The sequence below is a fragment of the Streptomyces sp. NPDC021115 genome (assembly GCF_044333065.1).
Lineage (GTDB): Bacteria > Actinomycetota > Actinomycetes > Streptomycetales > Streptomycetaceae > Streptomyces.
Window position 1 is genome coordinate 26,592 of sequence record NZ_JBIRQF010000023.1, and the last position, 24,714, is coordinate 51,305.

General features: G+C 70.9%; 21 protein-coding genes, 1 tRNA gene and 1 riboswitch. Of the genes, 16 read left to right on the top strand and 6 right to left on the bottom strand.

Annotation, left to right across the window (positions count from 1 at the left end):
• Positions 1-192 precede the first annotated feature (192 nt).
• From ACH4TL_RS39925 to ACH4TL_RS39965, 9 genes are all read left to right on the top strand, one after another.
• Positions 193-1,437 carry a cytochrome P450 gene (locus ACH4TL_RS39925; protein ID WP_398328824.1) on the top strand — a complete coding sequence of 415 codons (1,245 nt, stop codon included), beginning with the start codon at positions 193-195 and terminating at the stop codon, positions 1,435-1,437.
• A gap of 125 nt (positions 1,438-1,562) precedes the next feature.
• Entirely contained in the window at positions 1,563-2,498 is a 936-nt protein-coding gene (locus ACH4TL_RS39930) for a transglycosylase family protein (RefSeq protein WP_398328821.1), read from the top strand.
• A 254-nt stretch (positions 2,499-2,752) separates the two neighbouring features.
• Positions 2,753-2,919, top strand: a riboswitch (cyclic di-AMP (ydaO/yuaA leader).
• Between the two features lie 6 nt (positions 2,920-2,925).
• The gene (locus tag ACH4TL_RS39935; RefSeq protein ID WP_398328818.1) at positions 2,926-3,600 is read left to right on the top strand and encodes a transglycosylase family protein; all 675 of its coding nucleotides are present in this window, start codon (positions 2,926-2,928) and stop codon (positions 3,598-3,600) included.
• A 114-nt stretch (positions 3,601-3,714) separates the two neighbouring features.
• Positions 3,715-5,001 (top strand): phosphopyruvate hydratase, encoded by a 1,287-nt coding sequence (eno, locus tag ACH4TL_RS39940; RefSeq protein WP_398328912.1) that lies wholly within the window; start codon positions 3,715-3,717, stop codon positions 4,999-5,001.
• 132 nt (positions 5,002-5,133) lie between these two features.
• A complete protein-coding gene (locus tag ACH4TL_RS39945; RefSeq protein ID WP_398328815.1) occupies positions 5,134-5,610 on the top strand; it encodes a septum formation initiator family protein in 477 nt (158 codons plus the stop codon).
• Positions 5,611-5,674: 64 nt separating this feature from the next.
• Complete coding sequence (locus tag ACH4TL_RS39950) at positions 5,675-6,235, top strand: DUF501 domain-containing protein (protein ID WP_398328812.1); 561 nt, start codon at positions 5,675-5,677, stop codon at positions 6,233-6,235.
• Entirely contained in the window at positions 6,232-7,194 is a 963-nt protein-coding gene (locus tag ACH4TL_RS39955) for an exopolyphosphatase (protein WP_398328809.1), read from the top strand. The genes ACH4TL_RS39950 and ACH4TL_RS39955 overlap by 4 nt, the downstream gene beginning before the upstream one ends.
• Positions 7,195-7,590: 396 nt before the next feature.
• Positions 7,591-8,976, top strand: coding sequence for an NAD(P)/FAD-dependent oxidoreductase (locus tag ACH4TL_RS39960; RefSeq protein ID WP_398328806.1), 1,386 nt, complete (start codon positions 7,591-7,593; stop codon positions 8,974-8,976).
• A gap of 200 nt (positions 8,977-9,176) precedes the next feature.
• Positions 9,177-10,493, top strand: coding sequence for a class I SAM-dependent methyltransferase (locus ACH4TL_RS39965; protein WP_398328803.1), 1,317 nt, complete (start codon positions 9,177-9,179; stop codon positions 10,491-10,493).
• 81 nt (positions 10,494-10,574) lie between these two features.
• Here the strand turns inward: ACH4TL_RS39965 and ACH4TL_RS39970 are convergent, their stop codons facing one another.
• On the bottom strand, positions 10,575-13,121 hold the full coding sequence (locus tag ACH4TL_RS39970) for an ABC transporter permease (protein WP_398328799.1): 2,547 nt from the start codon (positions 13,119-13,121) through the stop codon (positions 10,575-10,577).
• 78 nt (positions 13,122-13,199) lie between these two features.
• Positions 13,200-13,982: an ABC transporter ATP-binding protein gene (locus tag ACH4TL_RS39975; RefSeq protein WP_398328795.1), complete on the bottom strand. Its 783-nt coding sequence runs from the start codon at positions 13,980-13,982 to the stop codon at positions 13,200-13,202.
• A 398-nt stretch (positions 13,983-14,380) separates the two neighbouring features.
• Between ACH4TL_RS39975 and ACH4TL_RS39980 the strand changes: the two genes are divergently transcribed.
• Both ACH4TL_RS39980 and ACH4TL_RS39985 read left to right on the top strand, forming a co-directional pair.
• Positions 14,381-14,463, top strand: a tRNA-Leu gene (locus ACH4TL_RS39980).
• Between the two features lie 206 nt (positions 14,464-14,669).
• The gene (locus ACH4TL_RS39985; RefSeq protein ID WP_398328792.1) at positions 14,670-15,563 is read left to right on the top strand and encodes a Bax inhibitor-1/YccA family protein; all 894 of its coding nucleotides are present in this window, start codon (positions 14,670-14,672) and stop codon (positions 15,561-15,563) included.
• A gap of 160 nt (positions 15,564-15,723) precedes the next feature.
• On the opposite strand, the gene ACH4TL_RS39990 is transcribed toward ACH4TL_RS39985, so the two are convergent.
• Positions 15,724-15,954 (bottom strand): DUF4287 domain-containing protein, encoded by a 231-nt coding sequence (locus tag ACH4TL_RS39990; protein ID WP_385446208.1) that lies wholly within the window; start codon positions 15,952-15,954, stop codon positions 15,724-15,726.
• Between the two features lie 123 nt (positions 15,955-16,077).
• Here ACH4TL_RS39990 and ACH4TL_RS39995 point away from each other — a divergent pair, with 123 nt between their 5' ends.
• Positions 16,078-16,425 (top strand): hypothetical protein, encoded by a 348-nt coding sequence (locus ACH4TL_RS39995; RefSeq protein ID WP_398328789.1) that lies wholly within the window; start codon positions 16,078-16,080, stop codon positions 16,423-16,425.
• Between the two features lie 24 nt (positions 16,426-16,449).
• Here the strand turns inward: ACH4TL_RS39995 and ACH4TL_RS40000 are convergent, their stop codons facing one another.
• The 3 genes from ACH4TL_RS40000 to ACH4TL_RS40010 all read right to left on the bottom strand — a co-directional run bounded on the left by ACH4TL_RS40000 (position 16,450) and on the right by ACH4TL_RS40010 (position 20,369).
• Positions 16,450-17,415, bottom strand: coding sequence for a hypothetical protein (locus tag ACH4TL_RS40000; protein ID WP_398328786.1), 966 nt, complete (start codon positions 17,413-17,415; stop codon positions 16,450-16,452).
• Positions 17,416-17,660: 245 nt separating this feature from the next.
• Entirely contained in the window at positions 17,661-18,881 is a 1,221-nt protein-coding gene (locus ACH4TL_RS40005) for an acetyl-CoA C-acetyltransferase (protein ID WP_398328783.1), read from the bottom strand.
• 480 nt (positions 18,882-19,361) lie between these two features.
• Positions 19,362-20,369, bottom strand: coding sequence for an SGNH/GDSL hydrolase family protein (locus tag ACH4TL_RS40010; RefSeq protein ID WP_398328780.1), 1,008 nt, complete (start codon positions 20,367-20,369; stop codon positions 19,362-19,364).
• A 190-nt stretch (positions 20,370-20,559) separates the two neighbouring features.
• Here ACH4TL_RS40010 and ACH4TL_RS40015 point away from each other — a divergent pair, with 190 nt between their 5' ends.
• From ACH4TL_RS40015 to ACH4TL_RS40030, 4 genes are all read left to right on the top strand, one after another.
• A complete protein-coding gene (locus ACH4TL_RS40015) occupies positions 20,560-21,945 on the top strand; it encodes a cystathionine beta-synthase (protein WP_398328777.1) in 1,386 nt (461 codons plus the stop codon).
• 400 nt (positions 21,946-22,345) lie between these two features.
• On the top strand, positions 22,346-23,728 hold the full coding sequence (locus tag ACH4TL_RS40020) for an acyl-CoA synthetase (RefSeq protein WP_398328774.1): 1,383 nt from the start codon (positions 22,346-22,348) through the stop codon (positions 23,726-23,728).
• Between the two features lie 86 nt (positions 23,729-23,814).
• Entirely contained in the window at positions 23,815-24,090 is a 276-nt protein-coding gene (locus tag ACH4TL_RS40025; protein ID WP_398328771.1) for a hypothetical protein, read from the top strand.
• The gene (locus tag ACH4TL_RS40030; RefSeq protein ID WP_398328768.1) at positions 24,077-24,700 is read left to right on the top strand and encodes a DUF6879 family protein; all 624 of its coding nucleotides are present in this window, start codon (positions 24,077-24,079) and stop codon (positions 24,698-24,700) included. The genes ACH4TL_RS40025 and ACH4TL_RS40030 overlap by 14 nt, the downstream gene beginning before the upstream one ends.
• Positions 24,701-24,714: the final 14 nt, after the last annotated feature.

Sequence of the window (24,714 nt, forward strand, 5' to 3'; positions counted from 1 at the left end):
GGCAGCTCCGGGCGGTGTCTCCACCCATCAGATATCCGGGCATTCGCCGCGCGCTGTGTGCGCGCCGTGGAGGGAGTGTGGAGATGATCGTCGAATTGTTTCGACGTTAATTGGCTTTACTTTCGCGTAATGGATTTACTTCCGATAAGTGGCGTATCGGAATCCATCGACCGCGGCCGGTATCGTCGGGGCGTGTCAGATCAGCCCTGCCCCGCCCCCGCTCCCACCCTCTTCACCTGGGAGTTCGCCACCGATCCCTACCCCGCGTACGCCTGGCTACGCGAACACGCCCCGGTGCATCGGACCACTCTTCCCAGTGGGATCGAGGCCTGGCTGGTGACCCGCTACGCCGACGCCCGGCAGGCCCTCGCCGACACCCGGCTGTCGAAGAATCCCCAGCGGCACAGTGAATCCGCTCACGCCCGGGGCAAAGTGGGCATCCCGGGCGAGCAGCGCGCGGATCTGATGACACATCTGCTCAATATCGATCCCCCCGACCACACCCGGCTGCGGCGGCTGGTGTCCAAGGCGTTCACCCCGCGCCGTGTCGCCGCGTTCGCCCCGCGGGTGCGCGAGCTGACCGACGACCTCATCGACGCCTTCGCCGACCGGGGGGAGTCGGACCTCATCCATGAGTTCGCCTTCCCTCTCCCCATCTACGCGATCTGCGATCTGCTCGGCGTCCCGCGGGAGGACCAGGACGACTTCCGGGACTGGGCCGGGACGATGATCCGGCACGGCGGCGGCCCGCGCGGCGGAGTGGCCCGCGCGGTGAAGCGGATCCGCGCGTATCTGGCCGAGCTGATCCACCGTAAGCGCGCCGCGCTCGGCGACGACCTGATCTCCGACCTGATCCGGGCCAGCGACCACGGCGACCACCTCACCGAGAACGAGGCCGCGGCGATGGCCTTCATCCTTCTCTTTGCTGGGTTCGAGACGACCGTGAATTTGATCGGTAATGGGCTCTATGCCCTGCTTCGTCACCCCGGGCAGCGGGCCCGGCTGCACCGTGCACTAGAAGAAGGGGACGAGGGGTTGCTCGCCACCGGGGTCGAGGAACTGCTGCGCTACGACGGGCCGGTGGAGATGGCCACCTGGCGGTTCGCCACCGAGCCGGTCACCCTCGGCGGGCAGCACATCGCCGAGGGCGAGCCGGTGTTGGTGGTGCTCGCCGCCGCCGACCGCGACCCCGGGCGCTTCCCCGACCCCGACGTCCTCGACCTCGCCCGCACCGACAACCAGCACCTCGGCTACGGCCACGGCATCCACTACTGCCTGGGCGCCCCGCTGGCCCGCCTGGAGGCGCAGACCGCGCTCGCCACCCTGCTGCGCCGCATCCCCGACCTGCGGTTGGCGGTGGAGCCCGACGAACTGCGCTGGCGCGGCGGCCTCATCATGCGCGGGCTGCGCACCCTCCCGGTGACCTGGGGAGAGTGACGCCCGGTCAGACGCGGGGAACCGGTATGTGATCACCGCGTGACCTCAGATACACCGGCTTGTGATGATCGTGTGGCGTCGCTATGTTCAACCGACAAACCAGCCCCACACGAGAGGCGATTCGCATGCTTTCCGGGAACGGACGTCACCGCCGCCCCCGCCAGGCTCCGGCCATCGTCGTCGCGGCGGGGGTGACCGGCGCGAGCATCGCCATCCCGCTCCTCGGCGCGACCGGCGCCCAGGCCGCCCCCGCCTCCGCGTGGGACCGGGTCGCCGAGTGCGAGAGCGCCGGGATGTGGAGCGCCAACGAGGGCAATGGCTTCTACGGCGGTCTTCAGCTGACCCTCGACATGTGGAAGAAGTACGGCGGCACCGGCTACGCCCCGCGCCCCGACCTCGCCAGCCGCTCCCAGCAGATAGCCGTCGCCGAGGCGATCCTCGGCGACCGCGGCCCGGACGCCTGGCCCAGCTGCGCGCTGAACGCCGGGCTGGCCGACGGCGGTGACGCCCCGGACGTGAACCCGGGCAGCACGGCACGCCCCTCCCAGCAGCCCCCGCAGCGCGACGACTCGGGCGACGCGGGCGATACGGACCGGCGGGACGACTCGGGCGAGCGGGACGGCGGCGCTCCGTCCGGCAAGACCCCCGACGCCTCGTCCACGCCGGACGCGCCGGACGCGTCCCGTACGCCCGACGAGCCGGGGGCGCCCGACGCATCGGACACGCCCGACGAGCCGGAGCGGTCCCATGCCTCGAAGTCGCCCGACGGGCCGGACCGCGACGCGTCCTCCCCGTCCCCCTCTTCTCCGTCTCCCGGCGACTCCGGCGCGCGGGAACGGCCGAGCGGCCACGCCTCGCGCGGAGGCGCCGAACGTGTCGAAAACCCCACGGATGGCGGCTACACAGTGCGTCCGGGTGACAACCTTTCAGCAATCGCCGAAAAGCAGGAATTGGGCGCTGATTGGCGTCGGCTCTACGCGTCCAACGAAAGCCTCATCGGAACCGACCCGGATCTCATTCTCCCTGGTCAGCGACTTGACCTCACCATCAGGGGCCAGTAGTTCGGGGGGATTTGCCCGATCTGGCGCCGGTGAGACATACCTCTCGTCACATTTACCGGGGCGTCCCTCGTGTCCGGTCTCTCCACACCCGGCCCCACCTGCGCCGATGTGGGCCAGGTGAGATCGATTACAACCCTCTTCGCTGCGATGGGGGTGTTTGAACGTTTCCCGGCCGTGTGTTTAACGTCTTTCCGCTCGCCACCGCGAGCACCGTCGACCGTCACGCCGAGTCCTGCCGGCGGTCGTCCGGTACCGACGCGCCAGCGCCGAAGGCAGGAGCGGGGGACCCAAGGTAAGTGCCGTAAGGCCAGCGGAACCGGCCGAGCGGCTAGGGGTGAAGCCCGGTGCGAACCCCGCACCGGGCCGGGCAACTCACGCCCGAACCCGACAGCTCACCTCGTAGGCGTCGGTGAGGAAACGAACGAACATGTCCAACGCTCAGGGCAAGCACCGTCGTCCTTCCAAGGCCACCCGCATCACCGCGCTCGTCGGCCTCGCCGGAGCCGCCGTGGCCACTCCGCTCATCGGTGCGACGTCCGCCTCTGCCGCCACCACGTCCCAGTGGGACCAGGTCGCGCAGTGCGAGTCCGGTGGCAACTGGTCGATCAACACCGGCAACGGGTACTACGGCGGCCTTCAGTTCTCCTCCTCCACCTGGGCCGCCTACGGCGGTACCGCGTTCGCGTCCACCGCCGACAAGGCGGGCAAGGCCCAGCAGATCCAGGTCGCCGAGAAGGTCCTGTCCAGCCAGGGCAAGGGCGCCTGGCCGGTCTGCGGCAAGGGCCTGACCACCGGCGGCGCCCCGTCGGCCCCCCAGCCGTCGACCCCGCAGCAGAGCCAGCCCGACTCCTCGCAGTCGGCCCCGTCCGCCCAGCCGAAGGCCGCGCCGCGCAGCGCGCCCGAGCACGCCGCGCGCTCCGAGGCCCGCGGCCCGGTCAAGAAGGGCGACGGCGAGTACAAGGTCAAGTCCGGTGACACCCTCGGCAAGATCGCCAAGGCGGAGGGCGTCAAGGGCGGCTGGAAGAAGCTGTTCGACCTGAACAAGAACATCATCCAGAGGGCCGACCTGATCTTCCCCGGCCAGCAGCTCCACCTGAGCTGAACCGCCCCACCGTAGCCAACGAGCCCCGGCCGGGTGCGCCGCCCCCACGGTGCACCCCGCCGGGGCTTCGGTGCGGTTAGGCTCATGCTGCTACCGAAGACCCATACGAAGGAGATCCTCGTGCCGTCCATCGACGTCGTCGTAGCTCGCGAGATCCTCGACTCGCGAGGCAACCCCACGGTCGAGGTCGAGGTCGGCCTCGACGACGGCAGCACCGGCCGTGCCGCCGTCCCGTCCGGCGCTTCCACTGGCGCCTTCGAGGCCCTCGAACTCCGTGACGGCGACAAGAACCGCTACAACGGCAAGGGCGTGGAGAAGGCCGTCCTCGCCGTCATCGAACAGATCGGCCCCGAGCTGGTCGGCTACGACGCCACCGAGCAGCGCCTGATCGACCAGGCGATGTTCGACCTGGACGCCACCCCCGACAAGTCCTCGCTCGGCGCCAACGCCATCCTCGGCGTCTCCCTGGCCGTCGCCCACGCCGCCTCCGAGGCGTCCGACCTGCCGCTCTTCCGTTACCTCGGCGGTCCGAACGCGCACCTGCTGCCGGTCCCGATGATGAACATCCTGAACGGCGGCTCGCACGCCGACTCCAATGTGGACATCCAGGAGTTCATGATCGCTCCGGTCGGCGCGGAGTCCTTCTCCGAGGCCCTGCGCTGGGGCGCCGAGGTCTACCACACCCTCAAGGGCGTGCTGAAGGAGCGGGGCCTGTCCACCGGCCTCGGCGACGAGGGCGGCTTCGCGCCGAACCTCGACTCCAACCGGGACGCCCTGGACCTGATCGTCGAGGCCATCAAGAAGGCCGGTTACCAGCCCGGCCAGGACATCGCGCTCGCGCTCGACGTCGCCGCCTCCGAGTTCCACAAGGACGGCGTCTACCAGTTCGAGGGCAAGGACCGCACCGCGTCCGAGATGACCGCGTACTACGCCGAGCTGGTCGAGGCGTACCCGCTGGTCTCCATCGAGGACCCGCTGAACGAGGAGGACTGGGACGGCTGGAAGACCATCACCGAGCAGCTGGGTGACAAGGTCCAGCTGGTCGGCGACGACCTGTTCGTCACCAACCCCGAGCGGCTGGCCCGCGGCATCGAGAACGACACCGCGAACGCCCTGCTGGTCAAGGTCAACCAGATCGGCTCGCTGACCGAGACCCTGGACGCCGTCGAGCTGGCCCAGCGCAGCGGCTTCAAGTGCATGATGTCGCACCGCTCCGGTGAGACCGAGGACGTCACCATCGCCGACCTGGCCGTCGCCACCAACTGCGGCCAGATCAAGACCGGCGCCCCGGCCCGCTCCGAGCGGGTGGCCAAGTACAACCAGCTGCTGCGCATCGAGGAGATCCTGGACGACGCCGCGGTGTACGCGGGCCGCTCCGCGTTCCCCCGCTTCAAGGGCTGACGCTCCTCGATCCTCGACGAGCGGACACGTCTGACGCCTGTCCCCGGCCGCGGTCCCGTACCGTGGCCGGGGACGGCGTGACTCGTCACTCAAGGCTCACGGCTCAAGCGAAGTCATCACCGGGGAGGCGACGTGCCGGCGGATCGGTTCTCCACCGCGACCAGGCTCAAGGCGCTCGGCGAACACGCCGCCGCCCGGGTCTACCGTGCCCGGATCAAGCGCCGCCGCAGCCGCCTCACCGGCCGGGCCGCCCTCCTCGCGCTGGTCGTCTGCTCCCTGGTGGTGGCGCTGGCCTACCCCATGCGGCAGTACGTCTCCCAGCGCTCCGAGATCGCCGACCAGCGGCGCCAGGCCCAGCGCGAGCGCGCCGAGGTGGCCAAGCTGCGCGAGCGGAAGGCCCGGCTGCACGACCCCGCGTACATCGAGCGGCAGGCCCGCGAGCATCTGCACTATCTGATGCCGGGCGAGACCGGCTTCAGCATGGTGGACCCCGGCGCCAGGGCCGAGCACTCCACCGACCAGGGCGCGGCGAACCGCCCCTGGTACACCAACCTCTGGGACACCGTGGACACGGCGGACGAGCCGAAGGCGGCCGCCGCGGACCGCTGACGCGCCGCCTCGGCGCCGCACGGTCGCCCCCGGTCCGATACCGAGCGAAGAGAACTTTCCCCTCATGGACACGCCCCCTCCGCAGACGGAGCCCACCGCGCCCACCGACGCGGACATCGCCGCCGTCAAGGAGCAGCTGAACCGCGTACCGCGGGGCCTGCGCACCGTCGCGCACCGCTGCCCCTGCGGCAACCCCGATGTCGTCGAGACCGCGCCGCGCCTCGAGGACGGGTCCCCGTTCCCCACCCTCTTCTACCTGACCTGCCCGCGCGCCGCGTCCGCGATCGGCACGCTGGAGGCGGAGGGCGTGATGAGGGAGATGACGGCCCGGCTCGCCGAAGATCCCGAGCTGGCCGCCGCCTACCGCGCCGCCCATGAGGACTACATCGCGCGCCGCGACGCCATCGAGGAGCTGAAGGGCTTCCCGAGCGCGGGCGGCATGCCGGACCGGGTGAAGTGCCTGCACGTCCTGGTCGGCCACTCCCTCGCGGCCGGGCCCGGGGTCAATCCGCTCGGCGACGAGGCGATCGCGCTGCTGCCCGAGTGGTGGCGCAAGGGCCCGTGCGTGAGCCCCTGCGGGGACGCCGGGACGGCAGACGCCGGGACGGAAGGGGAGACCGCATGACCCGCGTCGCGGCCGTGGACTGCGGCACCAACTCGATCCGGCTGCTGGTCGCCGACGCCGACCAGGCCACGGGTGAGCTGACCGAGCTGGACCGCCGGATGACGATCGTCCGGCTGGGCCAGGGCGTGGACCGCACCGGGCGGCTGGCCCCCGAGGCGCTGGAGCGCACCTTCGCCGCGTGCCGGGAGTACGCGGAGGTCATACGCGCGCTGGGCGCCGAGCGCGTCCGCTTCGTCGCCACCTCGGCCTCCCGGGACGCCGAGAACCGCGAGGAGTTCGTGCGCGGCGTCGTGGACATCCTGGGCGTCGAGCCCGAGGTGATCACCGGCGACCAGGAGGCGGAGTTCTCCTTCACCGGCGCGACCAAGGAGCTGACCGGGCACGCGCATCTGAGCGGTCCTTTCCTGGTGGTGGACATCGGCGGCGGCTCGACCGAGTTCGTCAGCGGTGACGACGGGGTGCGGGCGGCCCGCAGCGTCGACATCGGCTGTGTGCGGCTGACGGAGCGGCATCTCGTCGTAAAGGGTCAAGTGACCGATCCGCCAACGGCCGGTCAGATCAGTGCCATCAAAGCGGATATCGGCCGGGCGCTGGATCTGGCCGGGGAAACCGTGCCCCTCACGGGGGCGTGCCGCCCGGGCGGGGGCGGGCACACCCTGGTCGGGCTGGCCGGTTCGGTCACCACCGTCGCCGCCATCGCGCTGGGGCTGACGGAGTACGACCCGGCCGCGATCCATCACGCGAGGGTTCGGGCCGATCATGTCAGCGAGATCGTGGGCAAGCTGCTGACCTCGACTCATGCCGAACGGGCGGCCGTCGGGGCGATGCATCCGGGCCGCGTCGACGTGATCGCGGCGGGCGCCCTCGTGCTCCTTTCGATCATGGAGAGGACCGGCGCCGAGGAGGTCGTGGTGAGCGAACACGACATCCTCGACGGCCTTGCGTGGAGCATCGCCTGAGCAGGATCGATAACGTATGAGCGGCAGCGGAAGGCCCCTCGGGGGCCTTTCGCTGATGGCCGCCAAAAGAGTTCGTGAAATCCTTCACATGAAAAAATTGCCTGGTGGCCGCCTTCTGTGGTGCACCGGGGTCCCTTTTGGTGATGGTGTTCAACAAGTGGCCGGATCATGGATCGGCCCGCCCGGTACGACAGATCGGCCGGGAACCCCTTGGTCTACTCGCGCGTTCAACGACTATCGCTGCTCAGAGCGCTGGGAACGTCTTGATCCGCTTACTGGTTCCCCCGCACGGCTATGTCCTCCGTCACGGGGGCGGCGGAGTGTAGCAGATACCCCCACATTGCTTGTGAAGGGGCTCACGAGGTCCCCCCTGCGGGGTGCTGGATACTCGAAGTCATGAGCACCACGGAGCGTCCCAGGATCCTCGTTGTAGGCGGTGGGTACGTAGGCCTGTACGCGGCGCGCCGCATCCTCAAGAAGATGCGGTACGGCGAGGCGACTGTCACGGTCGTCGACCCCCGCTCGTACATGACGTACCAGCCCTTCCTCCCCGAAGCTGCGGCCGGCAGCATCTCTCCGCGCCATGTCGTGGTTCCGCTGCGGCGTGTGCTTCCCAAGGCGGAGGTCCTCACCGGCCGGGTGTCCAACATCGACCAGGACCGCAAGGTCGCCGTCGTCCAGCCGCTCGTCGGCGAGTCGTACGAGCTGCCCTTCGACTACCTGGTCATCGCGATGGGCGCGGTCTCCCGCACCTTCCCGATTCCCGGCCTGGCCGAGAACGGCATCGGGATGAAGGGCATAGAAGAGGCCATCGGCCTGCGCAACCACGTCCTCGAGCAGCTCGACAAGGCCGACTCCACCACGGACGAGGACATCCGCCGCAAGGCCCTCACCTTCGTCTTCGTCGGCGGTGGCTTCGCGGGCGCGGAGACCATCGGCGAGGTCGAGGACATGGCCCGCGACGCCGCCAAGTACTACCCGAACGTGAAGCGCGAGGACATGCGCTTCGTGCTCGTCGACGCGGCCGACAAGATCCTCCCCGAGGTGGGCCCGAAGCTCGGCCAGTGGGGCCTGGAGCACCTCCAGAACCGCGGTGTCGAGATCTACCTCAACACCTCGATGAACTCCTGCGTCGACGGCCACGTGGTGCTCAAGAACGGCCTCGAGGTCGACTCCAACACCATCGTGTGGACCGCGGGCGTCAAGCCCAACCCGGCGCTCGCCCGCTTCGGCCTCCCGCTCGGCCCTCGCGGCCACGTGGACACCGGCGCCAACCTCCAGGTGAAGGGCACCGACTACATCTGGGCCGCGGGCGACAACGCCCAGGTGCCGGACCTCGCCTCCGGTGAGGGCGCCTGGTGCCCGCCGAACGCCCAGCACGCGCTGCGCCAGGCCAAGGTCCTCGGCGACAACGTGATCTCGGGCATGCGGGGCTTCCCGCAGGGCGAGTACAAGCACGCCAACAAGGGCGCCGTCGCGGGTCTCGGCCTCCACAAGGGCGTCGCGATGATCGTCATGGGCAAGATGAAGATCAAGCTCAAGGGCCGGCTGGCCTGGTACATGCACCGTGGCTACCACGGCCTGGCGATGCCGACCTTCAACCGCAAGATCCGGGTCATCGCCGACTGGACGCTGGGCATGTTCCTCAAGCGCGAGGTCGTGTCGCTCGGCGCCATGGAGAACCCCCGCGAGGAGTTCTACGAGGCCGCCGCCCCGGTCTCCGCGGCCGCCGCCGCGAAGGCCACCGCCGAGGTCACCGCGGAGAAGGCCAAGGCGTCCTGACCCGGGCCCCGGCCCGGAGGTCCACCCACATCTGAACATCGCACATACGCCGAGGGCGTCCGCCATCCGTGGGGCGGACGCCCTTCGCGTGCGCGCTTTTTACTGATTCCAGACGTGTCGGCGGGACTGTAAGGGCGGTTCCATGGTGTTTACGTGGTGAGCGAATCTTCCCTGACTCGCCATCATGGAGGTGTGCCGACATGACCCACGCCGCCGCGCGACTCGCCGCCCTGGCCGAGGAGGCGCTGGGAGCCCCGCTCCCCCTCCGCATCCGGGCCTGGGACGGTAGCGAGACCGGTCCGCCCGGCGCCCCCGTCCTCGTCCTGCGGCGCCGCCGGGCGCTGCGCAGGATGCTGTGGAAGCCGGGCGAACTCGGCCTGGCCCGGGCCTGGGTGGCGGGCGACCTCGAAGTCGAGGGCGATCTCTACGAAGCGCTGGAACAGCTGGCCGGGCTGCTGTGGGAGAAGGACGGCCCCGCCCCCGGGCGCCCGGCCCGCCTCGCCGCGGCCTGGAGGGCCGCGCGCGACCCCGGGACGCGCGCCGCCGCCCGCGACCTGCTCGCCCTCGCCGGCCCCGGGCTGCCGCCCGCCCCGCCGCGCGAGGAGGTCGGGGGGAGCCGCGGGCCGCTGCACACCCTGCGTCGCGACAAGCGGGCCATCAGCCACCACTACGACGTCGGCAACGACTTCTACGAGCTGGTGCTCGGCCCCTCGATGGTCTATTCGTGCGCGTACTGGGACAGACCCGACAGCACGCTGGAGGAGGCCCAGCGGGCCAAGCTCGACCTGGTCTGCCGCAAGCTCGCGCTGGAGCCCGGTCAGCGGCTGCTGGACGTGGGCTGCGGCTGGGGCTCGATGGTGCTGCACGCGGCGCGCGAGTACGGGGTGCGCGCGGTCGGCATCACGCTGTCCGAGGAGCAGGCGGCGTACGCGCGCAAGCGCATCGCGGACGCCGGGCTGACCGAGCGGATCGAGATCCGGGTGCAGGACTACCGCGAGATCGACGACGGCCCGTACGACGCGATCTCCTCGATCGGCATGGCCGAGCACGTGGGTTCCGTGCGGTACGCCGAGTACACCGGCATCCTGCACCGGCTGCTGGTCCCCGGCGGGCGGCTGCTGAACCACCAGATCGCCCGGCGGCCCGAGGCGGACGAGGAGGCGTACCACGTGGACGAGTTCATCGACCGGTACGTCTTCCCCGACGGCGAACTGGCCCCCGTCGGCCGGACCGTGACCCAGCTGGAGGAGGCCGGTTTCGAGGTGCGCGACGTGGAGGCGATCCGTGAGCACTACGCGCTCACGCTGCGCCGCTGGGTCGCCAACCTGGAGCGGTCCTGGCCGCAGGCCGTCCGGCTGACCTCCCCGGGCCGGGCCCGGGTCTGGCGGCTCTACATGGCCGCGTCCGCCCTGTCGTTCGAGCGCAACCGGATCGGCGTCAACCAGGTCCTCGCCGTCCGTACGCCGGAGAGCGGCGCGTCCGGGCTGCCGCTGCGGACCCGCGACTGGCGCGGCTGACGGCGGCGGGGGAAACGACGAACGGGCTTGACGCGCGGGGAGCGCGTCAAGCCCGTTCGTGTCCGTCCGGCTGCCAAGGCCCTACTCGGCCTTGATGGCCTCCAGCATGTTGAGCTTGGCCGCCCGGCGCGCGGGCCACAGGGCCGCGAGCACGCCCACGAGCGCGGCCATCGCCAGGAACAGGCCCATCCGGCCCCACGGCAGGACCAGTTCGTAGGTCGAGAGACCGGTGGAGATCAGCTCACCGGCCGCCCAGCCGAAGAAGACGCCGAGGCCGATCCCGAGCACCCCGCCGAAGAGCGAGATGACCAGCGACTCCAGCCGCACCATCCGCTTGATGCCGCGCCGGTCCAGGCCGATGGCCCGCAGCATGCCGATCTCCTGCGACCGCTCGAAGACCGACATGGCCAGGGTGTTGATGACCCCGAGCACCGCGACGATCACGGCCATGGCCAGCAGGCCGTAGAGCATGTTCAGCATCAGCGTGAACAGCTTGGCGATGCTGTCGGAGATGTCCTTCTTGTTCTGGACCTGGAGGGCCGGGTTGTTGCCGAGCGCCTTCGTCAGCGCGTCCTTGTTGGCCTCGGACGCCCCGCCCTTGGTCTTCAGCATCACCTGGACGTCGCCGACGGCGGTCATGTGCGGGGTGATGGTGGCGGTGTCGACCATGACCCCGCGGATCATCTGGTTGCCCTCGTACACACCGCCCACGGTCAGCTTGGCGCTGCGGCCGTCCTGGTACGTGACCGGGATGGCCGAGCCGACCTTCCAGTGGTTGCTGTCGGCGGTCTTGTCGTCGACGACGGCCTTCTGCCCGCCGAAGCCGGAGAACGACCCCTGGAGGAAGTCCACGCCGACCAGCTGCTCGGCGGCCTCGGGGTTGATGCCGGTCAGGGGCTCGGTCGTGTTGCCGACCTTGGACACGGCCTGGCGCAGCGGGCTGACGGCGGTGACCTCGGGCTGCTTCTCCAGCGTCTTCGCCACGTCCGGGGACAGCGGCCGCGGCGCCCCGCCGGCGCCGCCCATGCTGACGACGTAGTCGGCCTTGAGCCCGTCCGAGGCCATCTGGTCGATGCCCTTCTGGACGCTGCCCGCGATCACCGTCATGCCGGTGATCAGGGTGAGGCCGACCATCAGCGCGGACGCGGTGGCGGCGGTACGGCGCGGGTTGCGCACCGCGTTCTGCCGGGCGAGCTTGCCGGACATCCCGAAGAGCCGCAGCACCGGCGCGGCCGCCGCGATCAGCGGCCGGGACAGCAGCGGGGTGAGCACGAACACGCCGATCACCAGGACCGCGGCGCCGAACGCCATCGGGCCCTTGCCGTCCATGCCCTGGCCGGAGCCGTACAGCACCAGCGCCACACCGGCCGCCGCGAGCAGCGCGCCGATCGTGTTCCGTACCACCAGACCGCGGGTCGTCGGCGCGGCGTGCACGCTGCTCATCGCGGCGACCGGCGGGATCTTCGCGGCGCGGCGGCCCGGCAGCCAGGCGGCGAGCACGGTCACCACGACGCCGACGAGCAGCGAGGCCGCCACGGTCGTCGGCTCGATGACCAGCGGCCCGTCCGGGACGACCGCCCCGGTGGAGCTGAGCAGCGAACGCAGCCCGGCGCCGATGCCGATACCGGCGGCCATGCCCACGACGGCCGCGACGGCGCCGACGGCGGTGGCCTCGATCAGCACCGAGCGGGTCACCTGACGGCGGCTCGCGCCGACCGCCCGCATCAGGGCCAGTTCCTTGGTGCGCTGGGCGACCAGCATGGTGAAGGTGTTGGCGATGATGAAGATGCCGACGAAGAGCGCGATCCCGGCGAAGACCAGCATGGCGGTCTGCATGCTGCTCATGCCCTGCTTGATCTGCTCGGCCTGGTCGTCGGCGAGCTTCTGGCCGGTCGCTGACCTGGCGTTGTCCGGCAGGACCTGGTCGACCGCGGACTTCAGCGCGGCCTGCGAGGTCCCGGCGGCGGCCTTCACGTCGATCTCGTCGAACTGGCCGGGCTTGGCGAACAGCTTCTGCGCGGTGGCGTTGTCGTACAGCGCGAGGCTGCCGCCCGCCGCCACATTGCCGTCCTCGGTGGTGAAGACGCCCGAGATCTTCTCGGTGCGCACCGGGCCGTCCACGGACACCCGGATGGAGTCACCGGCCTTGAAGTGGCCCTTCTGGGCGGACTTGGCGTCGAGCGCGATCTCACCCGCGGCCTTGGGCGCGCGGCCCTCGGTCATCGTGTACCGCGGGTCCTTGCCGTCGGGGCCCGGGTAGTAGTTGCCGCCGAGGGTGGAGAAGCCGCTGCCGAGCGCCTCTCCGTTGCGGTCGGAGAGGGCGGTGAAGCCCTTGACGACGCCGGTGGCGGAGGCGGCGCCGTCCACCTTGGCCGCCTTGTCGAGCACCTGCTGGCTCAGCCGCGGCGTGGGGCCCGGCAGGCCCGAGCCGCTGTCGGACTTGTGCGGGGTGATGGCGACGTCGACGCCGTCGAACCCCTTCTCGGAGCTCTTCTGATAGGCGGCGGAGATGGTGTTGGTGAAGACCAGGGTGCCGGAGACGAAGGCCACGCCGAGCATGACGGCGAGGACGGTCATCAGCAGCCGGGCCTTGTGCGCGAGCACGTTGCGCAAGGCGGTACGGAGCATGGAAGTGAGTCCTGGGGAGGAAGGGAGAGGTGCGGAGGCTTCACAGCGGCGCGCCCGGTGACGGACGCGCGCCCCGCGTCAGCTCGTACGGCCCTTGGCGTCGAACCGCTTCATGCGGTCCAGCACCGAGTCGGCGGTCGGGTCCAGCAGCTCGTCCACGATCCGGCCGTCGGCGAGGAACACCACCCGGTCGGCGTAGGCCGCGGCGACCGGGTCGTGGGTCACCATGACCACGGTCTGGCCCAGCTCGCGCACCGAGTTGCGCAGGAAGCCCAGCACCTCGGCGCCGGAGCGGGAGTCCAGGTTTCCGGTGGGCTCGTCCGCGAATATGATCTCGGGCTTGCCGGCCAGCGCGCGGGCCACGGCGACGCGTTGCTGCTGACCGCCGGAGAGCTGGCTGGGGCGGTGCTTGAGCCGCCCGGCCAGACCGACGGTCTCCACGACCTGGTCCAGCCACTTCGGGTCGGCCTTGCGGCCCGCGATGTCCATCGGCAGGGTGATGTTCTCCAGCGCGTTCAGCGTGGGCAGCAGGTTGAACGCCTGGAAGATGAACCCGATCTTGTCGCGGCGCAGTTGGGTGAGCTTCTTGTCCTTCAGGGCCGTCAGCTCGACGTCGCCGATGCGGGCCGAGCCGCTGGATACGGAGTCGAGGCCCGCCATGCAGTGCATCAGCGTCGACTTGCCCGAACCCGAGGGGCCCATGATCGCGGTGAACTCGGCTTGCCGGAACTCGACGGAGACGGCGTCCAGGGCGACGACCTGGGTCTCGCCCTGTCCGTAGACCTTGGAGAGGTCCGTTGCTCGGGCCGCCGCCGTCGTGGAACGGGCGGCGGTCTCGACGCCGGAGGTGGTGGTGGTCACGGTGCGGAGCTCCTGTCGTGCGGTGCGGTCGGCCGGGACGTCATTCCATCGTCTCCGCCGTAAAGGGGGACGGGATCCCTCGCTCCTCCGGTTCTGCGCGCGACTCGGGTCGTAGGCGCGCCGCCCGGAGTCCTCCTTGGGTAGGAGAGGCCCCCCGAACGGGGGCATCGAGATTGCGTCAATCCGCCGTCAAAGGGGCCACAGGGCATATAAGCAGGTCCGGCGGGCGCCGGTGTCGGCGGGTACCCTGACCCACTGCTGATGGGCCCTCAGTTGCCAATAAAATAAGACAACCTCGGTCCGGTGGTTCGCTGTTCGGGTCCATCGGCCCGGATAGGCTCGTGCTGCTCTCCTATGGGGAGGGAGGTACGCACTCGTGCTTCCCAGGGTGAGCCGCTGCCCGGATGGTGGAATGCAGACACGGCGAGCTTAAACCTCGCTGCCCCTCGCGGGCGTACCGGTTCAAGTCCGGTTCCGGGCACCTCCAGATCTCGTGGGCGCACTCTGCGTGCGTAGCCGGTCGCCCACCGTACGACCGGGGTCCGCGCCCGGTCCCGGGCGGCTCCCAGGGGGACCTCGCGCCGTCCACGCGCGCGTGAAAAGATCCTCCTTGGGCACTAGGGTGCTTTCTTTGCTTACCCATTACTCTTGAGTCAAGGTCGCGCACGGCGGCCATGGAGGAGTGAGATGAGGAGCAGCAACCCGGTCTTCTCGCGACGGGGGTTCAGCCGCAGCGGCGGCTACGCCGGCTTCGGCGCGGCCCAGCAGGCCGGGGGCCCCGCCGCGGCACAGGGCAACCCCTACGCGGGCACCAATCCCTACGCGCAGACGCAGGCACCGGCGAATCCCTACGCGGCCGGTGGCCAGCAGAACCTGACGCCCGAACAGCTCCAGCAGATGTACGGAGCGCCCCCGGCCGGTCCGCAGACCGGCCGGATGACGATGGACGACGTCGTCATGCGCACCGGTATGACGCTGGGTACGGTCATCGTCGCCGCGGCCGTCGCCTGGATCGCGCACCTTCCGGTCGGTGTGGGCTTCGGCGCCGCGCTGGTCGCGATGGTGCTGGGCTTCGTACAGGCGTTCAAGCGCAAGGCGTCGCCCGCGCTCATCCTGGGATACGCCCTGTTCGAGGGGCTCTTCCTCGGCGTCATCAGCCAGGTGTACAACGAGCGCTGGTCCGGCGCCCCGATGCAGGCGGTCCTCGGCACGATGGCCGTCTTCGTCGGTGTGCTCGCCGCGTACAAGACCCGGCTCATCCGGGTGAACGCGCGCTTCCAGCGCTTCGTCATCGCGGCGGCCATCGGCTTCCTGCTGCTGATGGCGGTCAACCTGCTGTTCGCCGCCTTCGGTGGCGGTGACGGCCTGGGCTTCCGCAGCGGCGGCCTCGGCATCGCCTTCGGGATCATCGGCGTCGTGCTCGGTGCCGCGTTCCTGGCGATGGACTTCAAGCAGGTCGAGGACGGCGTCCGGTACGGCGCTCCGCGCGAGGAGTCCTGGCTGGCCGCGTTCGGTCTGACGCTCTCGCTGGTGTGGATCTACCTGGAGCTGCTCCGGCTGATCTCCATCTTCAGGGACTGACCATCTTCGGGGACTGACCCCGGATCTGACAGTCGAAGGGCCCGTGGAGGCAATTGCCTCCACGGGCCCTTCGCCGTCTTCTGCGGCTTAAGCCGCTCTCGGGCCGTGCCCCTCTGTGGTACACGCTTCTGCCTCCGGGGCCTCCGGGCAGCGTGGCGGGCTACAGCAGCTTGCGCGCCGCGCGCCTCAGGTCGTGTTCGTGGATGATCGCTTTGGCGTGCCCGTAGGCGAGCTGGTGCTCGCCCCGCAGCCAGCTGACCTTCTCCTCGAAGCGGAAGAAGGCGGGACCTTCGTCTACCGTGCGCAGCCAGTCGGCAATGTCACGGCCAGTGCATTGGGGGATGCGGGAGAGTAGGTTCCGGTGAGTCTCGTCGGAGAAGATCTGGGACATCGGCGCCTCCGGACGCGTCCATTCCGGCCCCGGGTTCAATCACCCGGGTGGGGTCCTTCAGCTCACCGTGCCTGAGTGTTCGGCCGTTGGCAACAGTCCGTGGGTGGCGCATACGCTCTCGGCGTGGATGATGCGACCCCCCTGCTCCGTGCCGTAGACCGCCTCGCCGACCGGCTGCGCGCCCTTCCGCAGTCCCGGCTGCACCAGGGCGCGGCGGCCGAAGGACTGGCTCTGGCGAGGGAATTGTCCGTACGGGCCCAGCGTCTGGAGGGGCCGGGGAACCCGCCGCGGATCATGCCGGACGCGGGAGTGTTCACGATCGCCGACCAGGTCGCGGTGGCCGGTCATGATTTGGTGCACGCGCTGGAGCGCGCGCCGGGTGGCGCCGCGGAGGCGGAGACCGCAGCGAGTGGGGACGTGGCCGAGGCGCTCGCGCTCGTCGAGGCGGCGGCCGGGCGCTGCGGGCTCTGACGCGGGATTATCGGCTGACGGCTGTCACAGCGAGGCGATGACGCGGTCGGCGAGGACGTACACGTTCCCGTCCCCGCAGCCGAAGGTGAGCGCGTACGCGCCCGAGACGCCCGAACCGCCGAGCAGCACCGGGGCGGTGCCCGCGCGCAGCGCGTCGGCCAGCCGCTCGGCCGTCTCCCGGTGGCCGGGGGTCATGCAGATCGTGGTGCCGTCGGCGAAGACGTACACGTCGAGCGTGCCGAGCGGGCCGGGGCGTACGTCCGTCAGCGGGGTACGGGCGTCCGCCAGCTCGGTCAGCCGGGCCACGGTCCGGTCGTGGTCGGCGACCGGCGACGACGGCGTGAAGTCGGGGTGCGAGGGGTGGCGGCGGCGCGCGGCGGCCAGCTCGGGCGACTCGACGGCCTCGGCCTCCGGGTCCGTCTCGGCGCCCAGCTCCGCGGCGCTGATCTCCGCGCCGACCTCGGCGCCCAGCTCCAGCTCCATCGGCTGCTCCGGCTCCTGCTCCCCGGAGCGGTCGCGGGCGTCGGGGCCCAGCGCGTCCAGGCCGAGCAGGGGCTCAAGACCGGCCAGATCGGCCTGGCGGGGCACGAAGAGCTGCGCGTCGTGCGGTACGTCGTGCGGGGAGTCCTCGCCGAGCCCGGCCAGCCCGCCGAGCAGCGAGGGGGCGTCGGACGACCCGGCCGAGTCGCGGGCCTCCTGCGCGGCCCAGAACGCCCGGGCCTCGGCCAGCTCGCGCTCCCGCTCCTCGGCGAGCGCGTCGGCGACGGCCGCCCGTATCTCGGCGGCGGGGGTGGCGCGGGCGGCGGGCACCGTGAGGGCGTCGTCCCCGGACCGGTCGGCCGCCTGGGCGGCCGCGGCGACCGTGGCCGCCAGCTCGGCGCGCAGCTCGGTGATCTGCCGCCGCACACCGCGCGCGGTGTGCAGGGCGGCCGCGCCGGTGGCCGTGGCGGCCAGCGCGGCCAGCAGGAGGGCAAGGGTCATGGGGCTCACTGACGTAACTCCCGATTGCTGTCGATCCCCCGAATTCCTACCTCAGCTTGACCCGGATCGCCTCTCGGCGTCAGGGCCGTAGGTCACCGAGCGGACCGAAGTCCATGCCGGAAGGGGGCCGTACACCATAGCTGAGCTGGGGAAACGGGGCTCCCCCAGGACGTTGGTCACATCCTGGGGGAGATTGGGTCACAACTCGCGCTCGGGCCGTGTACCCGCCGGGGGACCGGCTCGGCGGCTCGCGCTCAGCTCAGCCGCTCGATGACCATCGCCATGCCCTGGCCGCCGCCCACGCACATGGTCTCCAGGCCGAACTGCTTGTCGTGGAACTGGAGCGAGTTGATCAGCGTGCCGGTGATACGGGCGCCGGTCATGCCGAACGGGTGGCCCACCGCGATCGCGCCGCCGTTGACGTTGAGCCGGTCCAGGTCGATGCCCAGGTCCCGGTAGGACGGGATGACCTGGGCGGCGAACGCCTCGTTGATCTCCACCAGGTCGATGTCGCCGATCGTCAGCCCGGCCCGGGCCAGCGCCTGCTTGGACGCCTCGACCGGTCCGTACCCCATGATCTCGGGGGAGAGGCCGGAGACGCTGGTGGACACGATCCGGGCCAGCGGGGTGATGCCCAGCTCGCGCGCCTTGGTGTCCGACATGATCACGAGTGCGGCGGCGCCGTCGTTGAGCGGACAGCAGTTGCCCGCGGTGACCAGGCCGTCGGGGCGGAAGACCGGCTTCAGGCCCTGTACGCCCTCCAGCGTGGTCCCCGCACGCGGCCCGTCGTCCGTGGCCACCACCGTGCCGTCGGGGGTCGTCACGGGGGTGATCTCGCGCTCCCAGAAGCCCTTCTTGATGGCCTCCTCGGCGAGGTTCTGCGACCGCACGCCGAACGCGTCCATGTCCTCGCGGGTGATCCCCTTGAGCCGGGCCAGGTTCTCGGCGGTCTGCCCCATCGCGATGTACGCGTCGGGGACCAGCCCGTCCTCCCGCGGGTCGTGCCAGCCGGTGCCCTCCTGCTCGGCGCGCGCCGCGGTACGGGCCTCGGCGTCGGCGAACAGCGGGTTGTGGGTGTCCGGCATCCCGTCCGAGCTGCCCTTGACGCTGCGCGAGACCATCTCGACGCCTGCCGAGATGAACACGTCCCCCTCACCCGCCTTGATGGCGTGCAGCGCCATCCGCGACGTCTGGAGCGACGAGGAGCAGTACCGGGTGATCGTGCACCCGGGCAGATGGTCCATCCCCATCTGCACGGCCACGATCCGCCCCAGGTTGTGCCCCTGCTCCCCACCCGGCAGCCCGCACCCGAGCATCAGATCGTCGATCTCCCGCGGATCCAGCTGCGGCACCTTGGCCAGCGCGGCCTGGATGATCTCGGCGGTCAGATCGTCGGGCCGCAGATCCTTGAGCGACCCCTTGAAGGCACGGCCGATGGGCGAACGGGCGGCAGAGACGATCACGGCTTCGGGCATCACGGCTCCATGGGGCGGATCGGGGGTACGACGTGGGACTGTGAGGGAAGTTACCCGCACGTAGAGCGGGGGTCACGGGGCGAGTGCTGTGACGCGGAACTCTTTTTCCTAAGCGTACGCTCAGCCCCCCGAACCCGAGGCGTTTTCCCCACCCCGCCCCTTCCCGATCCGGGGCCCCGCCCCAGGACCCCGGGCGGGGCCACGCCCCACACCCCGTCGGGGCTCCGCCTCTGGCCCCGAGGACGTGGCCGCCCCGCACCCCCGCCTCGTCGGTGCTCCGATGCCTGCCCTGTCGGGTCCGGGACCCACCAGGGCCCGGAGGGACCCGCCCCCTCCGGGCGTACCACTCAGCCCCCTGGGGGCACCTCCCAGCGGTAGCTGGGGGAGTTTGAGGAGCGGGGGTGTGGGGGCGGAGCCCCCGCCCGGGGGCCGGGCGGGGGCTCCGGTTCGGGGAGGGGCGGGCTCGGGGAAGGCCCCCGCTCAGTGCGGCAGCGGGGGCGCCGGGGCGGACCCCTGGGTGGGGGTCTCGGTGGGTGGCTGGCGGCGCCGCAGGAGCCGGGCCCACGGCCCGCGGGCGGCCGTCACCTCGGTACCCCCCTCGGCCGCGGCCGCGGCCGCCGCCGTGGCCACCGGCAGAATGCCCTCGTCGCGCGTCTCCGGCGCCTCCTCGGGCCACAACCCGAGCGCACCGCACAGCGTGGGCAGCACGGCCATCGCGGCCGTGGCGTACCCCTCCGCCGAGGGGTGGTAGTTGTCCGGGCCGAACAGCTCCCGCGGGTTGGCCGCGAACTCCGGCCCCAGCAGGTCGCCCAGCGACACCGTACGGCCGCCCTGCTCGACGACCCCGATCGTCTGCGCGGCCGCCAGCTGGCGGCTGAGCCGCCGGGCGACGAAGCGCAGGGGCTGGTAGACGGGCTCGATCGTGCCCAGGTCGGGGCACGTACCGACCACGACCTCGCACCCGGCATCGCGCAGCCTCCGCACCGCCTCCGACAGCAGCCGCACCGACTGCGCGGGCGGCATCCGCCCGGTGACGTCGTTCGCGCCGATCATGATGACGCACACGTCCGGCAGCTGCTCCGGGTCCGCCAGTACGCGCGTGACCTGCCGCTCCAGATCGCTGGACTGGGCCCCGGGGAGCGCCACGTTCCGCAGGTCAACCGGGCATTCCGCCACCGCCGCGAGCCCGGAGGCCAGCAGCGCGCCCGGCGTCTGACTAGGGCGGTGGACGCCCTGTCCGGCGGCGGTGGAGTCGCCGAGAAAGGCCAGCCGCAGTGGGGGCTGACCGGTCCTGAGGGCGAAGTCGAAGCCGTAGCGGCCGTCCGCGCGCGGCGGGGCCTCCTCCGATCCGCCCACGATCCGTTTCGCCAGGGAGACCTCGGTGAGCAACAGCACGGCGGTGACCCCGCCCAGCAGCCCGATCCCGCCGCCCCCGTACGCCGCCGCGGCCGCGATACGCCGCGCAACCCTCGCCCTCGACATCGACATGGGTCCAGCCCACCTCCTACCGAACGCCTTCTGTACCTTTGTACGCCTTGCTAACCACTTGGTGCCCCCTGCGCGGGTGGCCACAACCGCACGGGTCGGCGGGCGGTTCCGCGCAATAAGCTGGCTGTACGGGCCCGCGACGCGGCCGTCCCGACGCGGAGATCCCGCGGATTCCGGACCAGGAGCAGGCGTGCAGTACTACGAATCGATGATTGAGCTGGTCGGCAACACCCCGCTGGTAAAGCTCAACACCGTGACCGAGGGCATCCGGGCGACCGTTCTGGCCAAGGTCGAATACTTCAACCCCGGCGGCTCGGTGAAGGACCGCATCGCGGTCCGCATGATCGAGGCGGCGGAGGCGTCGGGCGCGCTGCAGCCCGGCGGCACGATCGTCGAGCCGACCTCCGGAAACACCGGTGTGGGCCTCGCGATGGTCGCCCAGCGCAAGGGCTACAAGTGCGTTTTCGTCTGCCCGGACAAGGTCTCGACCGACAAGATCAACGTGCTGCGGGCGTACGGCGCCGAGGTCGTCGTCTGCCCGACCGCGGTCGACCCCGAGCACCCCGACTCGTACTACAACGTCTCCGACCGCCTGGTCCGCGAGACCCCCGGCGCCTGGAAGCCCGACCAGTACAGCAACCCCGACAACCCTCGCTCCCACTACGAGACCACAGGACCCGAGCTGTGGGAGCAGACCGAAGGCAAGATCACCCACTTCGTGGCGGGCGTCGGCACCGGCGGCACGATCAGCGGCACCGGCCGCTATCTGAAGGACATGAGCGACGGCCGGGTCAAGGTCATCGGCGCCGACCCCGAGGGCTCGGTCTACTCCGGCGGCTCCGGGCGCCCGTACCTCATCGAGGGCGTCGGCGAGGACTTCTGGCCCACCGCGTACGACCGGACCGTGGCCGACGAGATCGTCGCGGTCTCCGACAAGGACGCCTTCCAGATGACCCGGCGGCTCGCCAAGGAGGAGGGGCTGCTGGTCGGCGGCTCCTGCGGGATGGCGGTCGTCGGCGCGCTGGAGGTCGCCAAGCGGCTCGGTCCGGACGACGTGGTCGTCGTACTGCTCCCGGACAGCGGCCGCGGCTACCTCTCCAAGATCTTCAACGACGAGTGGATGGCCGACTACGGCTTCCTGGAGGACGACGGCCCGTCCGTGCGCGTCGGCGACGTCCTCCAGGGCAAGGCGGGCGGGCTGCCCTCCCTCGTCCACATGCACCCGGACGAGACGGTCGGCGAGGCCATCGAGGTGTTGCGGGAGTACGGCGTCTCGCAGATGCCCATCGTGAAGCCGGGCGCCGGACACCCCGACGTGATGGCCGCCGAGGTCATCGGCTCGGTCGTGGAACGCGAGCTGCTGGACGCGCTGTTCGCCCAGCGCGCCTCCCTCGGCGACCCCCTGGAGAAGCACATGAGCCCGCCCCTGCCGCACGTCGGCTCGGGCGAGGCCGTCGAGGACCTGATGGCCGTCCTGGGCCGGGCGGACGCGGCGGTCGTGCTGGTCGAGGGCAAGCCCAGGGGCGTCGTGAGCCGTCAGGACCTGCTCGCGTATCTCGCCAACGGCGCGAAGTGACCCCCGAGTTCGTTGCTTCGGCGAAGTGGTACGTGAGCGTCACGCGTCCGCAGCACAGCGTTAACACTGACCCGGCAGATTAGTGGATGTCGGAACGGACGACACCGACACACCTGAACGCGGCGACCAGGACATCCGGAGCGGCTCCCGGACCTCCACGGTCGCCCGGGACGCGGTCTTCGCGTCCCTCGCGGGAACCGCCGTCGTCCCGCCCCTGGCCGACCGGCCGGGGTGCGGCGGTTCCCGCGATACTTCTTTCACCTCCTGCACCTCCTGATCACGGGCTCCCACGCTTCCGAAGGTACGGTCACGGGGACGCTCAGTCCGTAGGGCCCGGCCCCCCGAAAGGAAGAGGGGCCACAGGCAGCAGCCCCGGCCCTCGGTGAAAGGAGTCAGTTCCGTGACCGCACCTCTCCTCACCTCCCTCGCCGCGCAGAGCGGTGACCGCCCCGACGCGCTCACCGTCGGCGGCCACGCCCTCTCGCGCGAGGACCTGCTGGGCGCCGCGGGCGCGGTGGCCGCCCGGGTGGCCGGGGCGCCGGTCGTCGCGGTCCGGGCGACCCCGACCGCGGAGACGGTGACGGCGGTCGTCGGCGCGCTCCTCGCCGGGGTGCCGGTGGTCCCCGTACCGCCGGACTCAGGGCCCGCCGAACGGGACCACATCCTGCGCGACTCCGCCGCCGCCCTCCTGCTGACCGGGGACGCCGATGTGGAGGCACCGATCGAGACGGTTCCCGTGAACCTGACCGAACGGGCGGCCTGGACGAAGCCGGAGCCCGACCCGGAGTCCACCGCCCTCATCCTCTACACCTCCGGCACCACGGGCGCGCCCAAGGGCGCGCTCATCTCGCGCCGCGCGGTCGCCGCCGACCTGGACGGGCTGGCCGAAGCCTGGGCCTGGACGGCGGACGACACCCTGGTCCACGGGCTGCCGCTGTTCCACGTCCACGGCCTGGTGCTCGGCGTCCTCGGCGCGCTGCGCACCGGCAGCCGCCTCGTCCACACCGGCAAGCCGACCCCGGCGGCGTACGCGGCGGCGGGAGGCAGTCTCTACTTCGGCGTACCCACGGTCTGGAACCGCGTCGTCCAGGACCCCGAGTCCGCCCGCGCCCTGTCCGCCGCCCGCCTCCTGGTCTCCGGCTCGGCCCCGCTGCCCGCCCCGGTCTTCCGCGACCTGGAACAGCTCACCGGCCAGCGCCCCGTCGAGCGCTACGGCATGACCGAAAGCCTCATCACCATCTCCACCCGCGCGGGCGGCGAACGCCGCCCCGGCTCCGTCGGCACCCCGATCAACGGCATCCGCACCCGGGTCGTCGCCGAGGAGGGCGCCGAGATCGGCGAACTCCAGCTCACCGGCCCCACCCTCTTCGACGGCTACCTCAACCGCCCCGAGGCCACCGCCGATTCGTACACCGAGGACGGCTGGTTCCGCACCGGCGACATCGCCGCCGTCGACCCGGACGGCTTCCACCGCATCGTCGGCCGCGCCTCCACCGACATGATCAAGTCGGGCGGCTACCGCATCGGCGCGGGCGAGGTCGAGAACGCCCTCCTCGACCACCCCGCCGTCCGCGAGGCCGCGGTCGTCGGCGCCCCCCACGACGACCTCGGCCAGCAGATCGTCGCCTACGTCGTCGCCGACGGCGTGGGCGAACAGGACCTGATCGACTTCGTCGCCACCCAGCTCTCCGTCCACAAGCGCCCCCGCAAGGTCCGCTTCCTGGACGCCCTCCCGCGCAACGCCATGGGCAAGCCCCAGAAGAAGCTCCTGCCCCCGGCGTGATCAGGGCCCCTGGCTCGCGGCCACCGTTGCCATCCGTGACACTCATTCCTACACTCAGTGATCACGACGGATGAGTGGAGACACCGATGGCTCGCGCATGGGAAGCCGACCCGTCCGCCTCGTTCGCGCGTCGATTAGGAAAGTCGGCGCGCGAGCTCGGTAACACCGGCGGCCGCGACGGATGTCCCGACATCTGGCAGCTCGACAACGGCGACATCGCGGTCATCGGCCGCGATCTCACCGAGACCTACCGGGCGAGACTCCCCGAGGATGCCAGCATCGCCCCGGACGAGCGCCTGGTCGTCATCCCGGGAAACACCTTGAGCGCGGCGAAACCGGATATCCCCGATGCTCGGACTTGACGGCCCCCGCCTCGCATCCGCCCGGGGCGAAGTACTCTCCCTCGACGCCTACCGCCGCGACTTCCGCGAGCGGCAATGGACGATCGACGGCCAGGACTCCTGGAAGCTGGAGCGCCAGCAGCGCTTCAGGGAACCGGGCTTCGCCAGCTGGGACGCGTTCGCTCGGGGCGACTGGGACGAATCCCTGCGCCTCATCGAGGAGGAGCGCGACTATCTGCGGGAATTCTCGCAGGAGGTCGAGGACCACCGGATCACCCTTTACCGGGTCCGGGTGGCCGAGCAGCCGATCGCCCCGTATCTGCAATGGGAGCTGCATCTGCTGCGGCTGCGCGCCGAATGCGGTGAGAAGATCCGTGTAGTCGGCCCCGAACACCTCGCTGAGCTGGAAAGATCCGAACCGCTGCCGGAGCTGCTGACACTGGGCGACCGCACGACGTATCAGATCCGCTACTCGGACCATGGGATTCTCGACGGCGCGGTGCGGTACCTGGACGAGGCCACCACCGCACGGTGCCGCGCGCTCACCAGAGACCTCTACGACGTGGGCGAGGACATGGCGTCCTTTTTCGCCCGCGAAGTAGCGCATTTACCACCACCGAATCCGGAGTAGCAGATCAACGAGGA

Bases quoted from the DNA above. Each gene is read 5' to 3' on its own strand.
- ACH4TL_RS39930 (WP_398328821.1), top strand. From the start codon at position 1,563: ATGCTTTCCGGGAACGGACGTCACCGCCGCCCCCGCCAGGCTCCGGCC.
- ACH4TL_RS39935 (WP_398328818.1), top strand. From the start codon at position 2,926: ATGTCCAACGCTCAGGGCAAGCACCGTCGTCCTTCCAAGGCCACCCGC.
- ACH4TL_RS39950 (WP_398328812.1), top strand. From the start codon at position 5,675: ATGGACACGCCCCCTCCGCAGACGGAGCCCACCGCGCCCACCGACGCG.
- ACH4TL_RS39955 (WP_398328809.1), top strand. From the start codon at position 6,232: ATGACCCGCGTCGCGGCCGTGGACTGCGGCACCAACTCGATCCGGCTG.
- ACH4TL_RS39960 (WP_398328806.1), top strand. From the start codon at position 7,591: ATGAGCACCACGGAGCGTCCCAGGATCCTCGTTGTAGGCGGTGGGTAC.
- ACH4TL_RS39965 (WP_398328803.1), top strand. From the start codon at position 9,177: ATGACCCACGCCGCCGCGCGACTCGCCGCCCTGGCCGAGGAGGCGCTG.
- ACH4TL_RS39970 (WP_398328799.1), bottom strand. From the start codon at position 13,121: ATGCTCCGTACCGCCTTGCGCAACGTGCTCGCGCACAAGGCCCGGCTG.
- ACH4TL_RS39985 (WP_398328792.1), top strand. From the start codon at position 14,670: ATGAGGAGCAGCAACCCGGTCTTCTCGCGACGGGGGTTCAGCCGCAGC.
- ACH4TL_RS39990 (WP_385446208.1), bottom strand. From the start codon at position 15,954: ATGTCCCAGATCTTCTCCGACGAGACTCACCGGAACCTACTCTCCCGC.
- ACH4TL_RS40005 (WP_398328783.1), bottom strand. From the start codon at position 18,881: ATGCCCGAAGCCGTGATCGTCTCTGCCGCCCGTTCGCCCATCGGCCGT.
- ACH4TL_RS40010 (WP_398328780.1), bottom strand. From the start codon at position 20,369: ATGTCGATGTCGAGGGCGAGGGTTGCGCGGCGTATCGCGGCCGCGGCG.
- ACH4TL_RS40025 (WP_398328771.1), top strand. From the start codon at position 23,815: ATGGCTCGCGCATGGGAAGCCGACCCGTCCGCCTCGTTCGCGCGTCGA.
- ACH4TL_RS40030 (WP_398328768.1), top strand. From the start codon at position 24,077: ATGCTCGGACTTGACGGCCCCCGCCTCGCATCCGCCCGGGGCGAAGTA.